General features: G+C 66.0%; 16 protein-coding genes. 13 read left to right on the top strand and 3 right to left on the bottom strand.

All coding sequences use genetic code 11. The features are described 5' to 3' along the window. The first annotated feature begins 224 nt into the window (after positions 1 to 224). The 7 genes from ACOCG7_RS27510 (at position 225) to ACOCG7_RS27480 (ending at position 8,533) form a co-directional block, all read left to right on the top strand. The gene (locus ACOCG7_RS27510) at positions 225 to 1,418 is read left to right on the top strand and encodes a phosphoglycerate kinase (protein ID WP_083083236.1); all 1,194 of its coding nucleotides are present in this window, start codon (positions 225 to 227) and stop codon (positions 1,416 to 1,418) included. Between the two features lie 316 nt (positions 1,419 to 1,734). Further along, on the top strand, positions 1,735 to 3,171 hold the full coding sequence (pyk, locus tag ACOCG7_RS27505) for a pyruvate kinase (RefSeq protein WP_073429032.1): 1,437 nt from the start codon (positions 1,735 to 1,737) through the stop codon (positions 3,169 to 3,171). A gap of 248 nt (positions 3,172 to 3,419) precedes the next feature. Beyond that, complete coding sequence (gene fba / locus ACOCG7_RS27500; RefSeq protein ID WP_083083237.1) at positions 3,420 to 4,484, top strand: class II fructose-bisphosphate aldolase; 1,065 nt, start codon at positions 3,420 to 3,422, stop codon at positions 4,482 to 4,484. A gap of 144 nt (positions 4,485 to 4,628) precedes the next feature. After that, positions 4,629 to 5,519 (top strand): phosphoribosylaminoimidazolesuccinocarboxamide synthase, encoded by an 891-nt coding sequence (locus tag ACOCG7_RS27495; protein WP_073429030.1) that lies wholly within the window; start codon positions 4,629 to 4,631, stop codon positions 5,517 to 5,519. Between the two features lie 138 nt (positions 5,520 to 5,657). Beyond that, positions 5,658 to 6,176 (top strand): 5-(carboxyamino)imidazole ribonucleotide mutase, encoded by a 519-nt coding sequence (gene purE / locus ACOCG7_RS27490; protein WP_083083238.1) that lies wholly within the window; start codon positions 5,658 to 5,660, stop codon positions 6,174 to 6,176. 93 nt (positions 6,177 to 6,269) lie between these two features. Continuing rightward, complete coding sequence (locus tag ACOCG7_RS27485; protein WP_073429028.1) at positions 6,270 to 7,466, top strand: 5-(carboxyamino)imidazole ribonucleotide synthase; 1,197 nt, start codon at positions 6,270 to 6,272, stop codon at positions 7,464 to 7,466. 8 nt (positions 7,467 to 7,474) lie between these two features. Beyond that, positions 7,475 to 8,533, top strand: a complete 1,059-nt coding sequence (locus ACOCG7_RS27480; RefSeq protein ID WP_083083239.1) for an L-threonylcarbamoyladenylate synthase — start codon at positions 7,475 to 7,477, stop codon at positions 8,531 to 8,533. A 106-nt stretch (positions 8,534 to 8,639) separates the two neighbouring features. Here ACOCG7_RS27480 and ACOCG7_RS27475 read toward each other — a convergent pair whose 3' ends face one another. From ACOCG7_RS27475 to dacB, 3 genes are all read right to left on the bottom strand, one after another. Then, a complete protein-coding gene (locus ACOCG7_RS27475) occupies positions 8,640 to 9,800 on the bottom strand; it encodes an SGNH/GDSL hydrolase family protein (protein ID WP_073429026.1) in 1,161 nt (386 codons plus the stop codon). 93 nt (positions 9,801 to 9,893) lie between these two features. After that, complete coding sequence (locus ACOCG7_RS27470) at positions 9,894 to 10,844, bottom strand: sterol desaturase family protein (protein WP_114163155.1); 951 nt, start codon at positions 10,842 to 10,844, stop codon at positions 9,894 to 9,896. 194 nt (positions 10,845 to 11,038) lie between these two features. After that, positions 11,039 to 12,715, bottom strand: a complete 1,677-nt coding sequence (gene dacB / locus ACOCG7_RS27465; RefSeq protein ID WP_114163154.1) for a D-alanyl-D-alanine carboxypeptidase/D-alanyl-D-alanine endopeptidase — start codon at positions 12,713 to 12,715, stop codon at positions 11,039 to 11,041. A gap of 330 nt (positions 12,716 to 13,045) precedes the next feature. Here dacB and ACOCG7_RS27460 point away from each other — a divergent pair, with 330 nt between their 5' ends. The 6 genes from ACOCG7_RS27460 to ACOCG7_RS27435 all read left to right on the top strand — a co-directional run bounded on the left by ACOCG7_RS27460 (position 13,046) and on the right by ACOCG7_RS27435 (position 18,867). Then, entirely contained in the window at positions 13,046 to 13,708 is a 663-nt protein-coding gene (locus ACOCG7_RS27460) for a response regulator (RefSeq protein ID WP_073429023.1), read from the top strand. A 4-nt stretch (positions 13,709 to 13,712) separates the two neighbouring features. Further along, a complete protein-coding gene (locus tag ACOCG7_RS27455) occupies positions 13,713 to 15,014 on the top strand; it encodes an ATP-binding protein (RefSeq protein ID WP_073429022.1) in 1,302 nt (433 codons plus the stop codon). A 156-nt stretch (positions 15,015 to 15,170) separates the two neighbouring features. Beyond that, on the top strand, positions 15,171 to 16,673 hold the full coding sequence (locus ACOCG7_RS27450; RefSeq protein WP_073429021.1) for a DegQ family serine endoprotease: 1,503 nt from the start codon (positions 15,171 to 15,173) through the stop codon (positions 16,671 to 16,673). 302 nt (positions 16,674 to 16,975) lie between these two features. Beyond that, entirely contained in the window at positions 16,976 to 17,473 is a 498-nt protein-coding gene (locus ACOCG7_RS27445) for a carboxypeptidase regulatory-like domain-containing protein (RefSeq protein WP_114163152.1), read from the top strand. 206 nt (positions 17,474 to 17,679) lie between these two features. Beyond that, a complete protein-coding gene (locus tag ACOCG7_RS27440; RefSeq protein ID WP_114163151.1) occupies positions 17,680 to 18,072 on the top strand; it encodes a DUF427 domain-containing protein in 393 nt (130 codons plus the stop codon). A gap of 33 nt (positions 18,073 to 18,105) precedes the next feature. Further along, positions 18,106 to 18,867, top strand: coding sequence for a CoxG family protein (locus tag ACOCG7_RS27435; protein ID WP_114163150.1), 762 nt, complete (start codon positions 18,106 to 18,108; stop codon positions 18,865 to 18,867). The last annotated feature ends 62 nt before the right edge of the window (positions 18,868 to 18,929 follow it).

Genomic DNA, 18,929 nt, shown 5'->3' with positions numbered 1-18,929 from the left:
GCAAATACGGGGCATACGCCCCGCCGCGGGTCAGAAGGCCGTAAGGATCAGTTAAAATGGCCGTTTCCGGGATAACCGCGCCGCTGCATCGCGCGAGCCGCGGCCCCGCCGCCGGCACCCGATTCAGTGGAGCCGCCGCCGTGCCGAAGCGCTGAAGCTTGTCGCGCCTCGCCCGCCGCGCGTCGTCCGCCACCGCCTTCTCATCAACTCGCACACAAACGCCCATGAACAAGGTATTGCGTCTCTCCGATCTGATCGCCGAAGGCAAGCTATCCGGCAAGCGCGTGTTCATCCGCGCCGATTTGAACGTGCCGCAGGACGATCAAGGCAACATCACCGAAGACACCCGCATCCGCGCCTCCGTGCCGGCGATCAAGGCCGCGCTCGACGCCGGCGCGGCCGTGATGGTCACGTCGCACCTGGGCCGTCCGACCGAAGGCGACTTCAAGCCGGAAGATTCGCTTGCGCCGGTCGCCAAACACCTCGCCGATCTGCTCGGCCGGGACGTGCCGCTGGTCTCCAACTGGGTTGAGAACGGCGTGAACGTGGCGCCGGGCTCGGTCGTGCTGCTGGAAAACTGCCGCGTCAACAAGGGCGAAAAGAAGGATTCCGACGAACTCGCGCAGAAAATGGCGAAGCTCTGCGACGTCTACGTGAACGACGCATTCGGCACCGCGCACCGCGCCGAGGCCACCACGCACGGCATCGCGAAGTACGCGCCCGTCGCGTGCGCCGGGCCGTTGCTGGCCGCCGAGCTCGAAGCGCTCGGCAAGGCGCTGGGCGCGCCGAAGCGCCCGCTGGTGGCGATCGTCGCCGGCTCGAAGGTGTCCACCAAGCTGACCATTCTGAAGTCGCTCGCCGACAAGGTCGACCAGTTGATCGTCGGCGGCGGCATCGCCAATACGTTCATGCTGGCCGCGGGTCTGAAGATCGGCAAGTCGCTCGCCGAAGCCGATCTGGTGAACGAGGCCAAGGCCATCATCGAGGCCGCGAAAGCCCGCGGCGCCTCGGTGCCGATCCCGACCGACGTGGTCACGGCCAAGGAGTTCGCGCCCACCGCCAAGGCCGAAGTCAAGGCCGTCGCCGACGTACAGGACGACGACCTGATCCTCGACATCGGACCGGAAACCGCCAAGGCGCTGGCCGCTCAACTGGAAAAAGCCGGCACGATCGTGTGGAACGGCCCGGTCGGCGTGTTCGAATTCGACCAGTTCGGCAACGGCACGAAGACGCTGGCCGAGGCGATCGCCAAATCGCCGGCGTTCTCGATCGCAGGCGGCGGCGACACGCTCGCGGCGATCGCCAAGTACGGCATTCACGACAAGGTCAGCTACATTTCGACGGGCGGCGGCGCCTTCCTCGAATTCCTCGAGGGCAAGAAGCTGCCGGCGGTCGAAATCCTCGAATCGCGGGCCTGACGTGGCGACGCGCTCCCCCACGGTCAAGTCCGCCAAGGCGCGCGGCGGCAAGTCGCCGCGCAACACCGCGGCAGCATCGGCAGGGGAGCGCCCGGCGCGCTCCGCCGCCGCCCCGATAGCGGCGCGGACTCTCGGCGAAACGGCCGTGCTCGCTCCCCCGCCGGCGCCCCGCGTGCCCGTATCGAACACCGCTTCATCCAATAAAGCGACGCTGGTTTCAACCGGCGCGCGGCCCCTGGCAGCATCCTTCGGTGCGCAGCCTCCGCATCCGACTCGCAGCGCTCTTTCCAGCGATCTCACCCAGACGAGGAGACTCATGCATCGCGCCACCAAGATTGTCGCCACCATCGGACCGGCTTCCAGCACGCCGGAAATCCTCCTGCAAATGATTCAGGCAGGAGCCGACGTGGTGCGGCTCAATTTCTCGCACGGCACCGCCGACGACCACCGCCAGCGCGCCGAATTCGTGCGCGAGGCGGCCCGTCAGGCCGGCCGCGAAGTCGCCATCATGGCGGACCTGCAAGGCCCGAAGATCCGCGTGGGCAAATTCGAAAACGGCAAGGTCGCGCTGGTCGCCGGCGAGCCGTTCATTCTCGACGCCGACTGTGAACTCGGCAACCAGGAACGCGCCGGTCTCGACTACAAGGATCTGCCGCGCGACCTGAAGCCGGGCGACGTGCTGTTGCTCAACGACGGCCTGATCGTGCTGAACGTGGTCCGCGTGCTCGGCAACGAGATTCACACCACCGTCAAGATCGGCGGCGATCTGTCGAACAACAAGGGCATCAACCGCCAGGGCGGCGGTCTGACGGCGCCCGCGCTGACCGCGAAAGACATGGAGGACATCCGGACGGCGATGTCGCTCGGCGTGGATTTTGTCGCGGTATCGTTCCCGAAGAACGCCACGGACATGGAAATGGCCCGCCAACTGGCGAACATCGCCGGCGCGCCGTACGGCATCAAGCCGAAGATGATCGCCAAGATCGAGCGCGCGGAAGCGATTCCGGCGCTGCAAGGCATCCTCGACGCGTCGGACGGCATCATGGTCGCGCGCGGCGATCTGGCCGTGGAAGTGGGCAATGCCGCGGTTCCCGCGCTACAAAAGCGCATGATCCGGATGGCGCGCGAATCGAACAAATTCGTGATCACCGCCACGCAGATGATGGAGTCGATGGTCAACGCGCCGGTGCCGACCCGCGCCGAAGTGTCGGACGTGGCCAACGCCGTGCTCGACGGCACCGACGCGGTGATGCTGTCGGCGGAATCGGCGGCGGGCAAGTACCCGGTGCAAACCATCGAGACGATGGCGGCGATCTGTATCGAAGCCGAAAAGTCCGAACAGTCGGAGCTGGACAAGGACTTCCTCAATCGAACGTTCACGCGCATCGACCAGTCCATCGCGATGGGCGCGCTCTTTACCGCGTATCACCTGGGCGCGAAGGCGATCGTGGCGTTGACCGAATCCGGTTCGACCGCGCTGTGGATGTCGCGTCACTGGACGCACGTGCCGATTTTCGCGCTCACGCCGCGCGTCGGCAGCGAACGCGCGATGGCGCTGTACCGCAACGTGACCTCGCTGCATCTGGACACCAACACCGACCGCGACACGGCGTTGCAACAGGCGCTGGAAACCGTGGTGAGCAAGGGCTACGCGTCGCGCGGCGACATGGTGGTGCTGACCGTCGGCGAGCCGATGGGCCAGGCCGGCGGCACGAATACGCTGAAGATCGTGCGGGTCGGCGAACCGTATTGATTCGCTGCGACGAGTAGCAGACTGCTCGATCGGCACAGGCTTGATCGAGCGAAGCAGGCTGTCATGCCCCGCGAGAGGCGGCGCACAGACTCGAACAGCGCGCTTGGGCGAAGGTAGATGCGCCGCGCGCTTTCCAGGCTGCGCGAACTGCGCCGACCGACCGAAAGGGTGCGCAGCTTGCTTCGCGATCGAATCGCCCAAAAGATGCCGACGGCATAAGAATTCGTTTCAATCTAAGGAGTTACAGCATGCCTCTCGTATCAATGCGTCAACTGCTGGACCATGCCGCTGAAAACGGCTACGGCCTTCCGGCATTCAACGTGAACAACCTGGAGCAGGTGCAGGCGATCATGGCGGCGGCCGACAAGGTCAACGCACCGGTCATCATGCAGGCTTCCGCCGGTGCGCGTAAGTACGCGGGCGAGGCGTTCCTGCGCCACCTGATCGAAGCGGCGGTCGAGTCCTATCCGCACATCCCCGTCGTGATGCACCAGGACCACGGGCAGTCGCCGGCGGTCTGCATGGCGGCGATCCGCAGCGGTTTTACCAGCGTGATGATGGACGGTTCGCTCGAAGCCGACGGCAAGACGGTCGCTTCCTACGAATACAACGTCGAGGTGTCGCGCAAGGTGGTGGAAGCGGCGCATTCGATCGGCATCACCGTGGAAGCGGAGCTGGGCGTGCTGGGCTCGCTGGAAACCATGAAGGGCGACAAGGAAGACGGCCACGGCGCGGAAGGCACGATGACCCGCGAGCAACTGCTGACTGATCCCGAACAGGCCGCCGACTTCGTCAAGCTGACGCAATGCGACGCGCTCGCGATCGCGATCGGCACCTCGCACGGCGCGTACAAGTTCAGCAAGAAGCCCACGGGCGACATCCTGTCGATCCAGCGCATCAAGGAAATTCACCAGCGCATTCCGAACACCCATCTGGTGATGCACGGTTCGTCGTCGGTGCCGCAGGAACTGCTCGCGGAAATCCGCGAATTCGGCGGCGACATGAAGGAAACCTACGGCGTGCCGGTCGAGGAAATCCAGGAAGGCATCAAGAACGGCGTGCGCAAGATCAACATCGACACCGACTTGCGCCTCGCGATCACCGGCGCGATCCGCCGCTACATGGCGACCAATCCGGGCAAGTTCGATCCGCGCGATTATCTGAAGCCGGCGCGCGAAGCCGCGATGAAGATCTGTATCGAGCGCTACACGCAGTTCGGCTGCGAAGGCCAGGCCGGCAAGATCAAGCCGGTTTCGCTTGATAAAATCGCGGAGAAGTACAAGTCGGGCGAGCTGGCGCAAGTCGTCCGTTAAGCTGCATCGGGGTCAAGCTTTGGCTCTGCGCCTGGCCGTTTGGCCAGGTTGTCGTTAGATCGCCGTTCCCGCATCATCCGGGGAACGGCGTTTCCCTTTTGTTCCGCTCACACTTTTTTGCCTCACTTTTAGCGAACCACGACGATGTCTACCCTTTACGAATCCACGCTCCACTCGCTGCCGCTGCTCGGCCGCGGTAAAGTCCGCGACAACTATGCGGTGGGCAACGACCAGTTGCTGATCGTCACGACCGACCGTCTGTCGGCGTTCGACGTCATCATGGGCGAGCCGATTCCGAACAAGGGCCGCGTGCTCAACGAAATGGCGAACTTCTGGTTCGAGAAGCTGAAGCACGTGGTGCCGAATCATCTGACGGGTGTGGCGCCCGAATCCGTCGTGGCCGCGGACGAAGTCGAGCAGGTCAAGGGCCGGGCGGTCGTCGTGAAGCGCCTCGAGCCGATTCTCGTCGAGGCAGTCGTGCGCGGCTATCTGGCCGGCAGCGGCTGGAAAGACTACCAGGCCACCGGCTCGGTGTGCGGCGTGGAATTGCCGCCCGGGCTGCAGAACGCGCAGAAGCTGCCTGAGCCGATCTTCACGCCGGCGGCCAAGGCCGAGATGGGCCACCACGACGAAAACATCACCTACAACGAGATGGAGCGCCGCATCGGCACGGAACTGTCGGCCACGATCCGCGACATCTCGATCAAGCTGTACAAGGAAGCCGCTGATTACGCGGCCACGCGCGGCATCATCATCGCGGACACGAAGTTCGAATTCGGTCTGGACAATCACGGCAAGCTATACCTGATGGACGAGGCGCTCACCGCCGATTCGTCGCGTTTCTGGCCGGCTGACCAGTATCAGGTCGGTACCAATCCGCCTTCGTTCGACAAGCAGTTCGTACGCGACTGGCTCGAAACGCAGTCGTGGAAAAAAGAACCGCCGGCGCCGAAGCTGCCCGACGACGTGGTGACGAAGACGGGCGAGAAGTATCAGGAAGCGCTCGAACGCCTGACCGGTCACAAGCTGGCCTGATTACGCGCGCCTGGGTGGACCGCGCCGCGCGGGAAAACGCCGGGCCGCCCCAGGTTTTCGCTCCGGCAGGAAGTCCCCTGAAGGCCAGGCGCGCAGCGACAGGTCCGGGGCGCTCTCAAGAAACAAGGAAGCCGCAACATGAGTGAAGTCCAGACTGCCCACACGCATGCCGCGCCAGTCGTCGGCGTGCTGATGGGGTCCAGTTCCGACTGGGAAGTGATGAGAAACGCCGTGGCGATTCTCCAGCAATTCGGCGTGCCGTACGAAGCGAAGGTCGTCTCCGCACACCGCATGCCCGACGAGATGTTCGCCTACGCCGAGAGGGCGCGCGAGCGCGGCATCCGCGCGATCATCGCGGGCGCGGGCGGCGCGGCGCATCTGCCGGGCATGCTGGCCGCCAAGACCACGGTGCCGGTGCTCGGCGTGCCGGTGGCGAGCAAGTATCTGAAGGGCGTCGACTCGCTGCATTCGATCGTGCAGATGCCCAAGGGCGTGCCGGTCGCCACGTTTGCGATCGGCGAAGCGGGCGCGGCGAATGCGGCGCTGTTCGCGGTGTCGATTTTGAGCGGCACGAGCGCGGAGTACGCGGAGAAACTGGCGGCGTTCCGTGTGCGCCAGAACGAGGCGGCTCACGCCATGGTGCTGCCTGCGCTGTAAGCGCGAAGGCGATTGTTTTAGACGTCCCCCTGTCTGACCCCCGGCCGGCGTGCAGTTTGACTGCTGAAGCGCCAGCCGCGACCGACCACTAAGATGAACCCAGACAACACACCGGTTTCACCGATTCTGCCCGGCGCATGGCTTGGCATGGTCGGTGGCGGCCAGCTCGGCCGCATGTTCTGCTTTGCCGCCCAGGCGATGGGCTATCGCGTCGCCGTGCTGGACCCCGACGAAAACAGCCCGGCGGGCGCGGTCGCCGACCGCCACTTGCGCGCGGCTTACGACGACGAAGCGTCGCTGACCGAACTCGCGCGGCTGTGCGCCGCGGTGTCGACCGAATTCGAGAACGTGCCGGCCGCGAGCCTCGATTTCCTCGCGCGAACCACGTTCGTCAGCCCGGCCGGCCGTTGCGTGGCGGTGGCGCAGGACCGCATCGCCGAGAAGCGCTTTATCGCGTCGTCGGGCGTGACGGTGGCGCCGCATGTGGTGATCGAATCGTCGGACGCGCTGGCCGCGCTCGACGACGCCAAGCTTGAAGCCGTGCTGCCGGGCATCCTCAAGACGGCTCGCATGGGCTACGACGGCAAGGGCCAGATTCGCGTGCGCAATGCCGACGAAGTGCGCGAGGCGCATGCGTCGCTCGGCGGCGTGCCGTGCGTGCTGGAAAAGCGCTTGCCGCTGAAGTTCGAGGTGTCCGCGCTGATCGTGCGCGCGTCGAGCGGCGCGTCGGCGGTCTATCCGCTCGCGCAGAACACGCATCGCGACGGCGTGCTGTCGCACACCATCGTGCCCGCGCCGGATGCCAGCGCGACGCTCGTCGCGCAAGCGCAGCAGGCCGCGCTGCAAATCGCCGACAAGCTCGGCTATGTGGGCGTGCTGTGCGTCGAATTCTTCATTCTCGAAGACGGTTCGCTCGTCGCCAACGAAATGGCGCCGCGTCCGCACAACTCCGGCCATTACACCGTCGACGCCTGCGCGACCAGCCAGTTCGAGCAGCAGGTGCGCGCGATGACCGGCATGCCGCTCGGCGACACGCGTCAGCATTCGCCGGCGGTGATGCTGAACATTCTCGGCGACGTGTGGTTTCCGGACGGCCCGAAGCGCGCGGCGGCCACGCCGCCATGGCACGAGGTCGCCGCGATGCCGGCGGCGCGTCTGCATCTGTACGGCAAGGAAGAGGCGCGTTGCGGCCGCAAGATGGGTCACGTGAACTTCACGGCGGCGACGCTCGAAGAAGCCCGCACGGCGGCGCGCGATTGCGCGCGGCTTCTGCATATCGCAACGAGCTGACGCGCGCCATGCCCGATCAACAGAAACCGGCCGAGGGCGCGGCGAACGCGTTGCCCGTCACCGCCGCGCAGATCGAGCATGCCGCGGCGCTGCTCGACGCGGGCGGTCTCGTCGCCTTCCCCACGGAGACCGTGTACGGACTCGGCGGCGACGCCGAGAACCCGGACGCGGTCGCGCGTATTTACGCGGCGAAGGGCCGGCCGGCGAATCATCCGGTGATCGTGCATCTCGCGCCGCAAGGCGATCCGAATTATTGGGTCGAGTATCTGCCGGCCGAGGCGCAGCGTTTGATCGACGCGTTCTGGCCGGGTCCGCTCACGTTGATTCTGAAGCGTGCCGCGCGTATCAATCCGGCGGTGAGCGGCGGGCAGGATTCGGTGGGGCTGCGCTGTCCGTCGCATCCCGTGGCGCAGGCCTTGCTGGAGGCGTTCAGCGCGTTGCGCGACGGACATGGCGGGGTGGCGGCGCCATCGGCGAACCGGTTCGGGCATGTGAGCCCGACCACCGCGCAACATGTGCGCGACGAGTTCGGCGGCACGATTCATGTGCTGGATGGCGGCGCGTCGGATGTCGGCATCGAGTCGACGATCGTGGACCTGTCGCGCGGCTTTCCCGCGTTGTTGCGACCGGGGCGGGTGACGCCGCAAGATATCGCCGACGTGCTCGGCGAGGCGCCGCGCCTGCCGGATGGCTCCGACGCGACCGCGCCGCGCGCCTCGGGTACGCTGAAAGCGCACTATGCGCCGCGCACGCCGTTGGCGCTGCTGCCTTTCGAGGCGATCGAGCCGTTGCTTGCCGCGCGTCATGCGGATCGAGCCGACGAACGTGTCGCGTTGGTGGCGCGCGCTTCGCGTGCCGGACGCTGGGCTGACGCCGAAGGCGTGCATTTCGTTGCCGCGCCTGAGGATCCGCACGTTTACGCGCGCGAGTTGTACGGTTTGCTGCGAGCGTTGGATCGGGCGAACGTAGCGCGGATTCTCATCGAGAAGCTGCCGGACACGATCGAGTGGATCGCCGTCAATGACCGGCTTGGCCGCGCCGCGGCTGCGTTTGAAGCGCAAGGGTAGGCCCCGGCGTTTTATTCGCGCACACCATGAAAAACGCCTGGCTTGAAATCAGCCAGGCGTTCGCGGAATAAAAAACCAACGCCGTCACACGGCGCCCTGAATCACCTCACTTGCCAAGCCCACTAGCCGCGATCTGCTGCTGCACGTACTGTGCGAACAGCGCATGCACGTGCGTCGTCGGATGCACCGTATCGGCAAACATGTAAGTCTGATCCGCGCCCGCGACCGTGTAGGTTTGCGGCGAGCAGAACAGCGACGACGCATACGCCGACGGATTGGGTACGCCGTACTGCGCGGCGGCCGCCGCCATCGCGGTCAAATTACACGCCGTGCCCGTGTTCGTCACGGTAAAACCGCTGGCCGATGCGTTGGCCATCAGCGTGTCTTGCCATGTGTAAGCGTCGATAGGAATGACCTTGCTGTAGATGCCGGCCTGCTGTAACGCACCGAAGAACGCGGCGTTATACACCTTCGTGATCCCGGACAACAACGTCGGCGCGAGCGGCCCCGACGTCGGGATCAACGACTGCGCGAGCGGCGTGCTGCCGATGTCCGGAACGTTCGCCACCACCACGTGCGTTGCGCCGTTCTGCAGAATCACGCCGACCTGCTGCGCCAGCGCGACGGCCACCGGCACCAGCGTGTTTTGCGTTTCCTTCAGTACCGCAGTTTGCGCGTCCATGCCGCCGGCGATGTCGGTCTGAATCGCGGCCGTGAGCGCGGAGAGTTGCACGAAAATGTCGTTGGCGCCGCCGTTCACGAGCACCAATTGATTCGAATTGAAGCTGCCGTGAGCGGACAGATAGTTTTGCACCTGCGTGACGACCGGCACGGTGGTGGCTTGCGCATAGCTCGGTTGTCCGGCCGCCGCGTGCCCCGGACCGTTCGGGTCCACCACGCGCGCGCCGCCTTGCGCGTAGCCATAGCCGGAGGTGTTCACGAGCGGTTGACCAAAGCCGCCGAGTGCCGCGGCGGACAACGTGTCGCCATAGTATTCGGCAACTTTCTGCGTCCACACCTCACCGGGATTGGTCGTGAAGCGGCCGCCGCCGAAGCTGCCCTGGATCACCGGCGCATAGGTGCCGACGTCCGACAAGCTGTCGCCGAACGACACGATCTGCAACTTCACGCCGCCCGCAGGCGTGCTGCTTGAATTGTTGTTGTCATCGCCGCCGCCGCACGCCGCAAGCAGCGCAAACGCCGTGCTGGCCAGCGTGACTTTCGTGACGCGCGACCACCGCTGTTTCCTCGATGCTGTTTGATTCATTTTGACTTCATCTCCTCGTATGTCTGGCCCTATGCCATGTGTTGCAGGCAGCGCCCGCCGCGTCGGCGGCGTGACGACAGCTTACAGAATCTTCTACGGTCTGCGCGTCGTTTGAAACGCGGCCGTATTGCGTTCGTTCATCGTCGTATCCAGGGTCGTGGGCGCCGGGTCCGCGGCGCGGCGCGCGTGATAATCCGCGGCCCACGCGGGCGGCGCGAACAGCGCGCGCAGCTTGTTGCGCCAGCCGCGCACGCTCGCGAAGTCCGCGGCCATCGATGCCCATTCGTGAAACGTCGCCTTGAGCGGGTTATACGTGTGAAGCGGTTCGACGATGCCGTACACCGGCGCCTCGCGCGAATCTTCCTCGACATAGCTGCCGAATAGCCGGTCCCAGATCACCAGCACGCCGGCGTAATTGCGGTCGATATAACGATCGTTGCGCGCGTGATGTACGCGATGAATCGACGGCGTGTTGAACACGTATTCGAGCCAGCGGAGCTTGCCGCCGAATTTGCCGATCGCCTGCGTATGCACGAAAAACTGGAAGCCGAGATTGATCAACACGATGGCGACGATCTGCGTCGGCGCACAGCCGAGCACGGCGAGCGGAATCCAGAACAGCCACATGCCGGCGACCGGATACATCAGGCTCTGACGGAACGCGGTGGAAAAATTCATCCGCTCCGACGAGTGATGCACGACGTGCGCGGCCCACAGCCAGCGCACGCGATGACTGCAACGATGGAACACGTAGTAGAGCAGGTCTTGCGCGACGAACAGCACGGCGAACGACACCCAGCTCGCCTGCCAGGTGTGGACGCGGTAGTGGTCGTGGACAAACGCGTAGACGGGAATGATGGCGAGCCACGCGAGTTTGTCGGCGGCTTGCTGCATCAGCGCGAGCGCGGCGTTGCAGAGCGTGTCGGGCCAGCTATAGAGCCGCGCGCCGGGGCGCGTGCGCCGCACATGCCACGCCTCCCAGCCGATGCATGCGAGAAAGACCGGCGCCATGGCGAGCAGCAGCAATTCGGCATCGAATTGCATCGTGTCTTCCTCCGTGGTCCCTGAGCGCCGCGTGTGCCGCGGCGGTTGGTGTCGTTATCGTTTGAGGAGCCCTCGCTACCGTGGCGGCTGCGCGGCTCGCGCGCCGCGCTGGGTGTTTTACGCGCCCCTCGAACACTGCCCGACAGCGTACACGCTTAGGGCATGGGCGCGCGCGGCTTCGCTAGAAGGAATCCTCAATGGGCGCCGCGTTTGCGCGGGTTTTTCCTGGGTTTGCCGTCCGCCGCGCCGGCCGATTTAGCGCGCGGTTCGGTGACGGGCGCCGCGACTTGCCTCGCGCCCTGTTCCGGTCCCTGGTACACCCACTCGAGCAACGCGTCGTGCGCGGCGCGCGCCGCTTCCGAATGCGGATCGTTGATGAGGCTGACCACCACGTAGCTGTTGCCGTCCGCCGAGGCCACATAGCCCGCGATCGCGCGCACGTCGCGCAAGGTGCCGGTCTTGATGTGCGCGTTGCCGCCCGCGCCCCGGTTGGTCAAGCGGTTGCGCATCGTGCCGTCGACGCCCGCGATCGGCAGCGACTCCACGAACACCTGGGCGACCGGGCTCGCGTTGGCCCGCTGCAGCAGATCGGCGAGCGCGAGCGCGGTGATGTGCTCGTCGCGCGAGAGGCCCGAGCCGTTGTCGAGCGTCAGGTATTCCATGTCGACGCTGTCGCGGCGCAGAAACGCCTCGATCGCGCGCGCCGATTTGGCGGGCGTGGCGGGCGGCTTTTCCTCGGCCGCGCCGATCGTCAGGAACAGGTTGCGCGCCATCGTGTTGTTGCTGAACTTGTTGATGTCGCGAACGATATCGGAGAGCACCGGCCCCTGATGCATGGCGACGAGGCGCGCGCCGAGCGGCACCGCGCCCTCGCGCGTCGCGCCGCTGAAGGTGCCGCCGCTTTGCTGCCAGAGCGCGAGGAAGCCGCCCGCGAAAAACGCGGAGTGATCGAGCACCGCGACGTTGAGAGTGCGCGGGCCGCAGCGCACCGAGTAGTCGCCGGTGAACGACGCGATGACCGTGCCGTTGGCTTGCGGCGCGACGGACGGCGACACCGAAGCCGCGTCGCCGCGGCATGGGCCGTTGACCGCGCGCATCTGATTGTCGATCTGCAACTGCGCGAGCGCCGGCAGCACGTCGATCGCGACGCTGCCGTCGGACGAAGGCGTCAGCGTGAACGACAGCGACTTGAACGCGTAGAGCAGCGGATCGGGGCCGACGTTGTACGGCGCGCTGGCGTCGTCGTCGAAGGGCGGCAGGTCGCGCGTGGACGGATCGAAGTAGCGCTTGTCGAGCACCAGCGCGCCGTCGATGCCGGTGATGCCCGCCTTGCGGATCTTCTGCACGAGGTCGATCAGTTCTTCCGGCACCAGCTTCGGGTCGCCCGTGCCCTGGATGTACAGATTGCCGTGCAGCACGCCGTTGGCGTCGACGCTGCCGTCCGCGTAGGCGTTCGTGCGCCAGCGATAGTCCGCGCCGAGAATCGACAGGCCGGCGTAAGTGGTGACGAGCTTCATCGTCGAGGCGGGCATCATCGGCTTGCCGGCGTTGAGCGCGACGATCGGCGTGCGGTCGCCGATTTTTTCCACCACCACGCTGATCGACGACAAGGGCACGTGGGCGCGCTGCAAGCCGGCCATGACCTGCGGCGGCAACACCGTGGTGACGTTGACGCGCGGATGCGCGGCCTTGACGCGAGCCTCGGCGGCAAGCGGCAGCGCCGCGCCGCCGCAGCCGAGCGCGGCGCAGACAAGCAGCAGGGCTGCGGTGCGCGGCGCGAACCGGCGGGGCTTGGCGTTCACAAAAGCGGACGAAGCGAATAACCGCGGCAGCACGTCGCGGACAAGAAAAGACAACGAAGCGAGCGTCATGGACGGGCGGGCAGGCAAGATTTCAGGGCGTGGGGCACGTGTGGCACGTGGGGCAAACAAGCGAGCGTGTGAATGCCGACGCAGCGCGCGATTCGTTCGTGCAGCGATTGCGTGGCGCGTTCGCGAGCGCCGCATCGACCCGATGATGCAAAGGCGGCGGCTCGACGCATGCCGCATACGCAACGCACGCGTAGGCGAACCGGGCCGCGCGACGCAAAGCGCACATTGTAGAGACATGCCGCCGCGCTGCGGTGGAAAAAGCGCCACGCGGCGCGCGCCGCGAGCGGAGGCTAGAATGCGGCATCATCAAATGTTTGGAGCCTTGGGGCCATGCGCATATTGCTAGTCGAAGACGACCGGATGATCGCCGAGGGCGTGCGCAAGGCGCTGCGCGGCGAAGGCTTCGCGGTGGATTGGGTGGAGGACGGCGAAGCGGCGCTCAGCGCGGCGGCCGCCCAGCCTTACGATCTGGTGCTGCTCGACCTCGGCCTGCCCAAGCGCGACGGACTGGACGTGCTGCGCACGCTGCGCGCCCGCGGCCATGCGATTCCGGTGCTGATCGTCACCGCGCGCGACGCGATCGCCGATCGCGTCAAAGGGCTCGACGCCGGCGCGGACGATTACCTCGTCAAACCTTTCGACCTCGACGAACTCGGCGCCCGCATGCGCGCGCTGATCCGGCGTCAATCGGGCCGCAGCGATTCGACCATCCGTCACGGCAACGTGACGCTCGATCCCGCGTCGCATCTGGTGACGCTCGACGGCGCGCCGGTCGCGCTGTCGGCGCGCGAGTTCGCTCTGCTCGAGGCGCTGCTCGCGCGGCCGGGCGCGGTGCTCTCCAAGAGCCAGCTCGAGGAGAAGATGTACGGCTGGGGCGAGGAGATCGGCAGCAATACCGTCGAGGTCTATATTCACGCGCTGCGCAAGAAGCTCGGCGCGGAGCTGATCCGCAACGTGCGCGGCCTCGGCTACATGATCGCGAAGGACGCCTGAGCCGATGAGGTCGATTCGCCATCAACTGCTGGTGTGGCTCCTTGCGCTGATGCTGCTCGGCATCGGCATCGCGGGTTGGCTGATCTACCGGCAGGCGCTTGCCGAAGCCAACGAACTGTTCGATTACCAGTTGGAGCAGATCGCCGCGGCGCTGCCGTCGGAACCGTTCTCGCAGGTGCTCGGCTCTCGCGATACCGGCGACGAAGGCATCGTGCTGCAAATCTGGAATCGCAACGGCGTATTGATGTATTACTCGCGTCCGCGTGCGCCGCTCGCGCCGCGCGCCGAACTCGGCTTTTCGACCGAACGTACGGAACGCGGCGAGTGGCGGGTGTACGGCGCGATCGTCGGCGATAACGTCGTGCAACTGGCGCAGCCGCTTTCCGTGCGCAACCGGCTCGCGGCCGACGTCGCGCTGCGCACGCTGTGGCCGTTGATCGTGCTGCTGCCGCTGCTGGGCGTGGCGGTGTGGGTGATCGTCGGGCGCGGACTGCGGCCCTTGCGGCGCGTGACGAGCGCGCTCGACACGCGCCGTCCGGAAGCGCTCGAAGCTTTGCCCGACCAGCGCTTGCCGCTCGAAGTGCAGCCGCTCGTGCGCGCGTTGAACGGCCTGCTCGAACGGCTCGCCACCGCGCTCGACATTCAGAAAGCGTTCGTCGCCGACGCCGCACATGAACTGCGCACGCCGCTCGCCGCCGTGCAGATTCAGGCGCAACTGGTGGCGCGCGCGAAAGACGATGCCGCCCGCGGTGAAGCGCTTGCCGATCTGCAAACAGGCGTCACGCGCGCCACGCGCCTCGCGGAGCAACTGCTGGCGCTCGCGCGTTCCGAGCCGGACGGCCTCGGCGCCACCAGCACGATCGACTTGCGCGCGCTGCTGCGAAACTGCGTGGCGGCTTACGCGCCGCTCGCGCAGAATCGCGGCGTCGATCTCGGCATCGAGGCGAGCGAGTCCGCCACGGTGATCGGCGACGCGGAGGCGCTGGGCGTGATGTTCAACAACCTCGTCGACAACGCGACCAAGTACACGCCGCCGGGCGGGCATGTCGATGTTTCGCTGCATGTCGAAGACGGGCGTCCGGTGGTGCGGATCGCCGATAGCGGACCGGGCATCGAACCGGCCGAGCGCGATCGTGTGTTCGACCGGTTTTACCGTGTCGGCGCCGGCGCGGACCGCGCGCGCACCGACGTGGCGGGCAGCGGTTTGGGGCTCGCGATCGTGCGCCGCATCGCCACCCAGCATCACGCGGCCGTGTCGCTCGACGAATCGCCGGCGGGCGGTTTGCAGGTCACCGTGCGTTTCTGAAGATGGGGCTTTCTGTTCGTAAAGAGGCTTAAACGAGGCTTAACGCGGCCTTATCAGCGGGAATCAAGCGATCTGTCGCTGCTTAAGACTCTTTTAAGCGATAGCACGTACGCTTCGTGACATCCCCAAGCCTCTTCTCCCCTCCAGGAGTACACGATGAACGCGAAAACCTTGTCCCGCGGCGCCGTTGCAGTCGCTGTCGCCGCGGCGCTCTCCGTCGGCTACGTGGCGGGCCATCGCGACGTGCCCGCGCCGCAGGTCATCACGCCCGCGCAAGCCGCGATGATGCCCGCCGAAGCCGCCGCCAAGACCGGCATTCCCGACTTCTCGGGCCTCGTCGAAACCTACGGCCCGGCCGTCGTCAACATCAGCGCCAAGCATGTCGTGAAGCAGGCGGCATTGCGCGGCAACGGCGGCGGCAACCAGTTGCCGATCGATCCGAGCGATCCCTTCTATCAGTTCTACAAGCACTTCTTCGGCGGCATGCCGGGCATGCAAGGCCCTGACGGCGGCGATGCGCCCGATCAGCCGAGCGCGAGCCTGGGCTCGGGATTCATCGTCAGCAATGACGGCTATATCCTGACCAACGCGCACGTGGTGGACGGCGCCAATGTCGTCACGGTGAAGCTCACCGACAAGCGCGAATTCCGCGCCAAGGTGATCGGCGCCGACAAGCAATCCGACGTCGCCGTGCTGAAGATCGATGCGAGCAATCTGCCCACCGTGAAGATCGGCGATCCACGCCAGAGCAAGGTCGGGCAGTGGGTGGTCGCGATCGGCTCGCCTTACGGTTTCGACAACACGGTGACCTCGGGCATCATCAGCGCGAAATCGCGTTCGCTGCCGAACGAGAATTACACGCCGTTCATCCAGACCGATGTGCCGGTGAATCCCGGCAATTCGGGCGGACCGCTTTTCAACCTGCAAGGCGAAGTGATCGGCATCAACTCGATGATCTACTCGCAGACCGGCGGCTTCCAGGGCCTTTCGTTCGCGATCCCGATCAATGAAGCGATCAAGGTCAAGGACGACATCGTCAAGACCGGTCACGTGAGCCGCGGGCGTCTCGGCGTCGCGGTGCAGGGCGTGAACCAGACGCTCGCCGACTCGTTCGGCATGCAGAAACCGCGAGGCGCGCTCGTCAGTTCGGTCGATCCGGGCGGCCCGGCGGCCAAGGCCGGTTTGCAGCCGGGCGACGTGATCCTGTCCGTGAACGGCCAACCGGTCGACGACTCGGCGGATCTGCCGTCGCAGGTCGCGGGTCTCGCGCCGGGCAGCCCGGCTACCGTGCAGGTGTGGCGCGACAAGAGCACCAAGGATCTGAAGGTGACGATCGGCTCGTTGTCGGATACCAAGGTCGCCTCGGACAAGGCCGATCAGCCGCCCCAGTTGCAAAGCCGGCTCGGTGTGGCCGTGCGGCCGTTGACGCCGCAGGAGAAGAGCGGCGCGTCGGTGTCGCATGGTCTGCTGGTGCAGCAATCGGGCGGCGCGGCCGAAAGTGCCGGCATTCAGCCGGGCGACGTGATTCTGGCGGTCAACGGCCGGCCGGTGGCGAGCGTCGATCAACTCAAGCAGATGATCGCCGGCGCCGGCAACAGCATCGCGTTGCTGATCCAGCGCGACAATGCGCAGATTTTCGTGCCCGTCGATCTCGGCTGATAACCGAGCCGTGGGCGGATCGGCGAGTGGATTGCCGATTCGCGGCACGACCGGCGTTCGAGCCGGTCTGCGCGGGAATCTGAAGAAGTAACGCTTGCCGGTCCTTGCACATCCTGCTCGCGGACCGGCTTTTTTTCGCGTGTTCAGCAGCGGTGCGGAAGACGCCGCGCGCCACCTCATAAGGCGTGGCCAGCGGCTTGCAGCGGGCACGATCCGCAGCGTGGCACGCAGGTTGCGTCTCACTTGATCCGGGGCCGTTCGAGGCACACCGGGCCATAAGGACCTTAACGAGGAGCGAACCGATGAAAACCCAACGCAATCAGCGAAGGATCGTAGCCGCCGCGGTGTGCGCGGCGCTCACGCTCGGGCTGGCGGGCGGCGCCCATGCACAGCAGGCGAGCGAGGTCACGGGCGGCACCACCGCCGACGACACCAGCGCGGGCAACGCGAACGGTAGCGGTCTGCCGCAAGTTCAGCAGCAGGGCGACGTCTCGTTCGTGTCGGGCGGCGTCGGTCTCGACGAATCGAAGGCGTTGCAGGCGGCGCAAAGCCAGTGGCCGCTGTCGCTGCGCTTTACCGGTCCCACCGCGGAGTTTCTTGCGGACGTCCACGTGCGGGTGGTCGACGCGCACAACGGCGAGGTGTTGAACGCCACGTCGCGCGGGCCGTACATGCTGATCAAGCTGCGCCCGGGCCGCTACACCGTGCATGCGCAATACAAGGACCGGGACCAGTCGAAGGCTGTGACCGTACCCGCCAAGGGCAGCGCCAAGGCCGCCTTCTACTGGAATACCCAGTAAGCGCCTGGGCTTTGCCTGGCGGCGCCGCGGCAACGTCGGACGCCATGCGGGAACACTGGCTGGATAGCGGCGCAAACGCGGCGAGGAACACTGCGCAATCGGCCAGAGTTTGGCCGATAATGAAGCCACGGGTCACCCCCGTGGCTTTACTGTTTTGCGCGAGCGCATACGACCGCATAGGACCGCACACTTCACGGAGCCGAGACATGAGCGATGCCTTGACACCTCACGGAAGGTCTGCCGCCAGCCAGGGCGAGCACACCATCGCGATCACCGGTAACCGTCACCGCGTGCGGGTGATACACGGCGGCGTGACCATGGCCGACACGCACGCGGGGCTGACGCTCGCGGAAACCGGTCTGCCGGACGTGTTCTATTTTCCGCGCGAAGACGTGAACATGGCGCGGCTCGAACGTTCGGCGCACACCACGCACTGCCCGTTCAAGGGCGAGGCGTCGTACTTCCATCTGCGTACCGAAGACGGCCTGATCGAAAACGCGGTGTGGAGCTATGAGACGCCGTTCGAGTCGGTCATGCGGATCAAGGGGTATCTCGCGTTTTACGCATCGCGCGTCGACCGCATCGATCAGACGTCCTGATCCCGCTGTCGCGCGTTCATCGCGGAGGCTGCCATGGAAGTGAACGACGCGTTACGGATTCCGCTTGCACCGTCCGATGTCTGGGATGCGTTGCAGGACCTCGCCTTGCTGCGCGCCAGCCTCGACAACTGCGAGTCGTTCACGCGCTTCGCCCACGGCGAATACGCGCTCACCCTGACCGTACCGCTCGGCCCGCTGCGCGCGCGTTACGAAGCGCGCGCCCACGTGGCCGGCCAGGATTCCGGGCCGGCGGATGCCGAGCACCGCACCATCAACTTCAAGGCGCGAGCCGAAGGCGTCGGCGCGTTGCGCGGCCAGATCGAAGTGCGCTTGCGCGGTGAAGACAGCGCGCACGGCGCAAGCGGCGAGCGGGGTACGCGGATCGACTACACGATCTGGGCAACCTCCTCGGGACCGCTTGCCGAACTGCCCACGCGTCAGTTGGAAAACGCGCTGCATCAGCTTGCCGATGACTTTTTCGAAGAATTCGCCGCGGTCGTGCGGGCCAAACATGGACAAGGGCCGAATCGCGCGCGCGGCTCGGCGGTGCGCCGTCAGCATGTGTTCCTGCGGCCGATCACGCTCGGCAGCGTGGCGCGGCGCACGCGCGCCGATCATGGCAACGCGTTGCCCGGACGGGCGGCGGGCGCGGCGCATGGGACGTCCCACGGTGTGTCGCCTGGGGTCTCGCATCCCGAGCCCAGTCCGCATGCGGTGCCGAACTGGGCTTGGGCCGTGATGATTTTTCTGGTGGCGCTGTTGTTGTATGTCGCGCGCTGGATCAGCGAGCATTGATCGGTTGGCGTGGCCTTGCTTCGTTGACTTACGTCCGCCGCGCGTGTCGCCGCTGTCGCGCC

Source organism: Paraburkholderia sp. DD10 (assembly GCF_049177125.1).
Classification (GTDB): domain Bacteria; phylum Pseudomonadota; class Gammaproteobacteria; order Burkholderiales; family Burkholderiaceae; genus Paraburkholderia; species Paraburkholderia terricola.
The sequence above is the reverse complement of the archived record's forward strand: the minus strand, read 5'-3'. Positions and strand labels throughout refer to the sequence as shown.

Excerpts from the sequence above, each read along its gene's own strand:
- ACOCG7_RS27510 (WP_083083236.1), top strand. The coding sequence starts at position 225 with ATGAACAAGGTATTGCGTCTCTCCGATCTGATCGCCGAAGGCAAGCTA.
- pyk (WP_073429032.1), top strand. The coding sequence starts at position 1,735 with ATGCATCGCGCCACCAAGATTGTCGCCACCATCGGACCGGCTTCCAGC.
- fba (WP_083083237.1), top strand. The coding sequence starts at position 3,420 with ATGCCTCTCGTATCAATGCGTCAACTGCTGGACCATGCCGCTGAAAAC.
- ACOCG7_RS27495 (WP_073429030.1), top strand. The coding sequence starts at position 4,629 with ATGTCTACCCTTTACGAATCCACGCTCCACTCGCTGCCGCTGCTCGGC.
- purE (WP_083083238.1), top strand. The coding sequence starts at position 5,658 with ATGAGTGAAGTCCAGACTGCCCACACGCATGCCGCGCCAGTCGTCGGC.
- ACOCG7_RS27485 (WP_073429028.1), top strand. The coding sequence starts at position 6,270 with ATGAACCCAGACAACACACCGGTTTCACCGATTCTGCCCGGCGCATGG.
- ACOCG7_RS27480 (WP_083083239.1), top strand. The coding sequence starts at position 7,475 with ATGCCCGATCAACAGAAACCGGCCGAGGGCGCGGCGAACGCGTTGCCC.
- ACOCG7_RS27475 (WP_073429026.1), bottom strand. The coding sequence starts at position 9,800 with ATGAATCAAACAGCATCGAGGAAACAGCGGTGGTCGCGCGTCACGAAA.
- ACOCG7_RS27470 (WP_114163155.1), bottom strand. The coding sequence starts at position 10,844 with ATGCAATTCGATGCCGAATTGCTGCTGCTCGCCATGGCGCCGGTCTTT.
- dacB (WP_114163154.1), bottom strand. The coding sequence starts at position 12,715 with ATGACGCTCGCTTCGTTGTCTTTTCTTGTCCGCGACGTGCTGCCGCGG.
- ACOCG7_RS27460 (WP_073429023.1), top strand. The coding sequence starts at position 13,046 with ATGCGCATATTGCTAGTCGAAGACGACCGGATGATCGCCGAGGGCGTG.
- ACOCG7_RS27455 (WP_073429022.1), top strand. The coding sequence starts at position 13,713 with ATGAGGTCGATTCGCCATCAACTGCTGGTGTGGCTCCTTGCGCTGATG.
- ACOCG7_RS27450 (WP_073429021.1), top strand. The coding sequence starts at position 15,171 with ATGAACGCGAAAACCTTGTCCCGCGGCGCCGTTGCAGTCGCTGTCGCC.
- ACOCG7_RS27445 (WP_114163152.1), top strand. The coding sequence starts at position 16,976 with ATGAAAACCCAACGCAATCAGCGAAGGATCGTAGCCGCCGCGGTGTGC.
- ACOCG7_RS27440 (WP_114163151.1), top strand. The coding sequence starts at position 17,680 with ATGAGCGATGCCTTGACACCTCACGGAAGGTCTGCCGCCAGCCAGGGC.
- ACOCG7_RS27435 (WP_114163150.1), top strand. The coding sequence starts at position 18,106 with ATGGAAGTGAACGACGCGTTACGGATTCCGCTTGCACCGTCCGATGTC.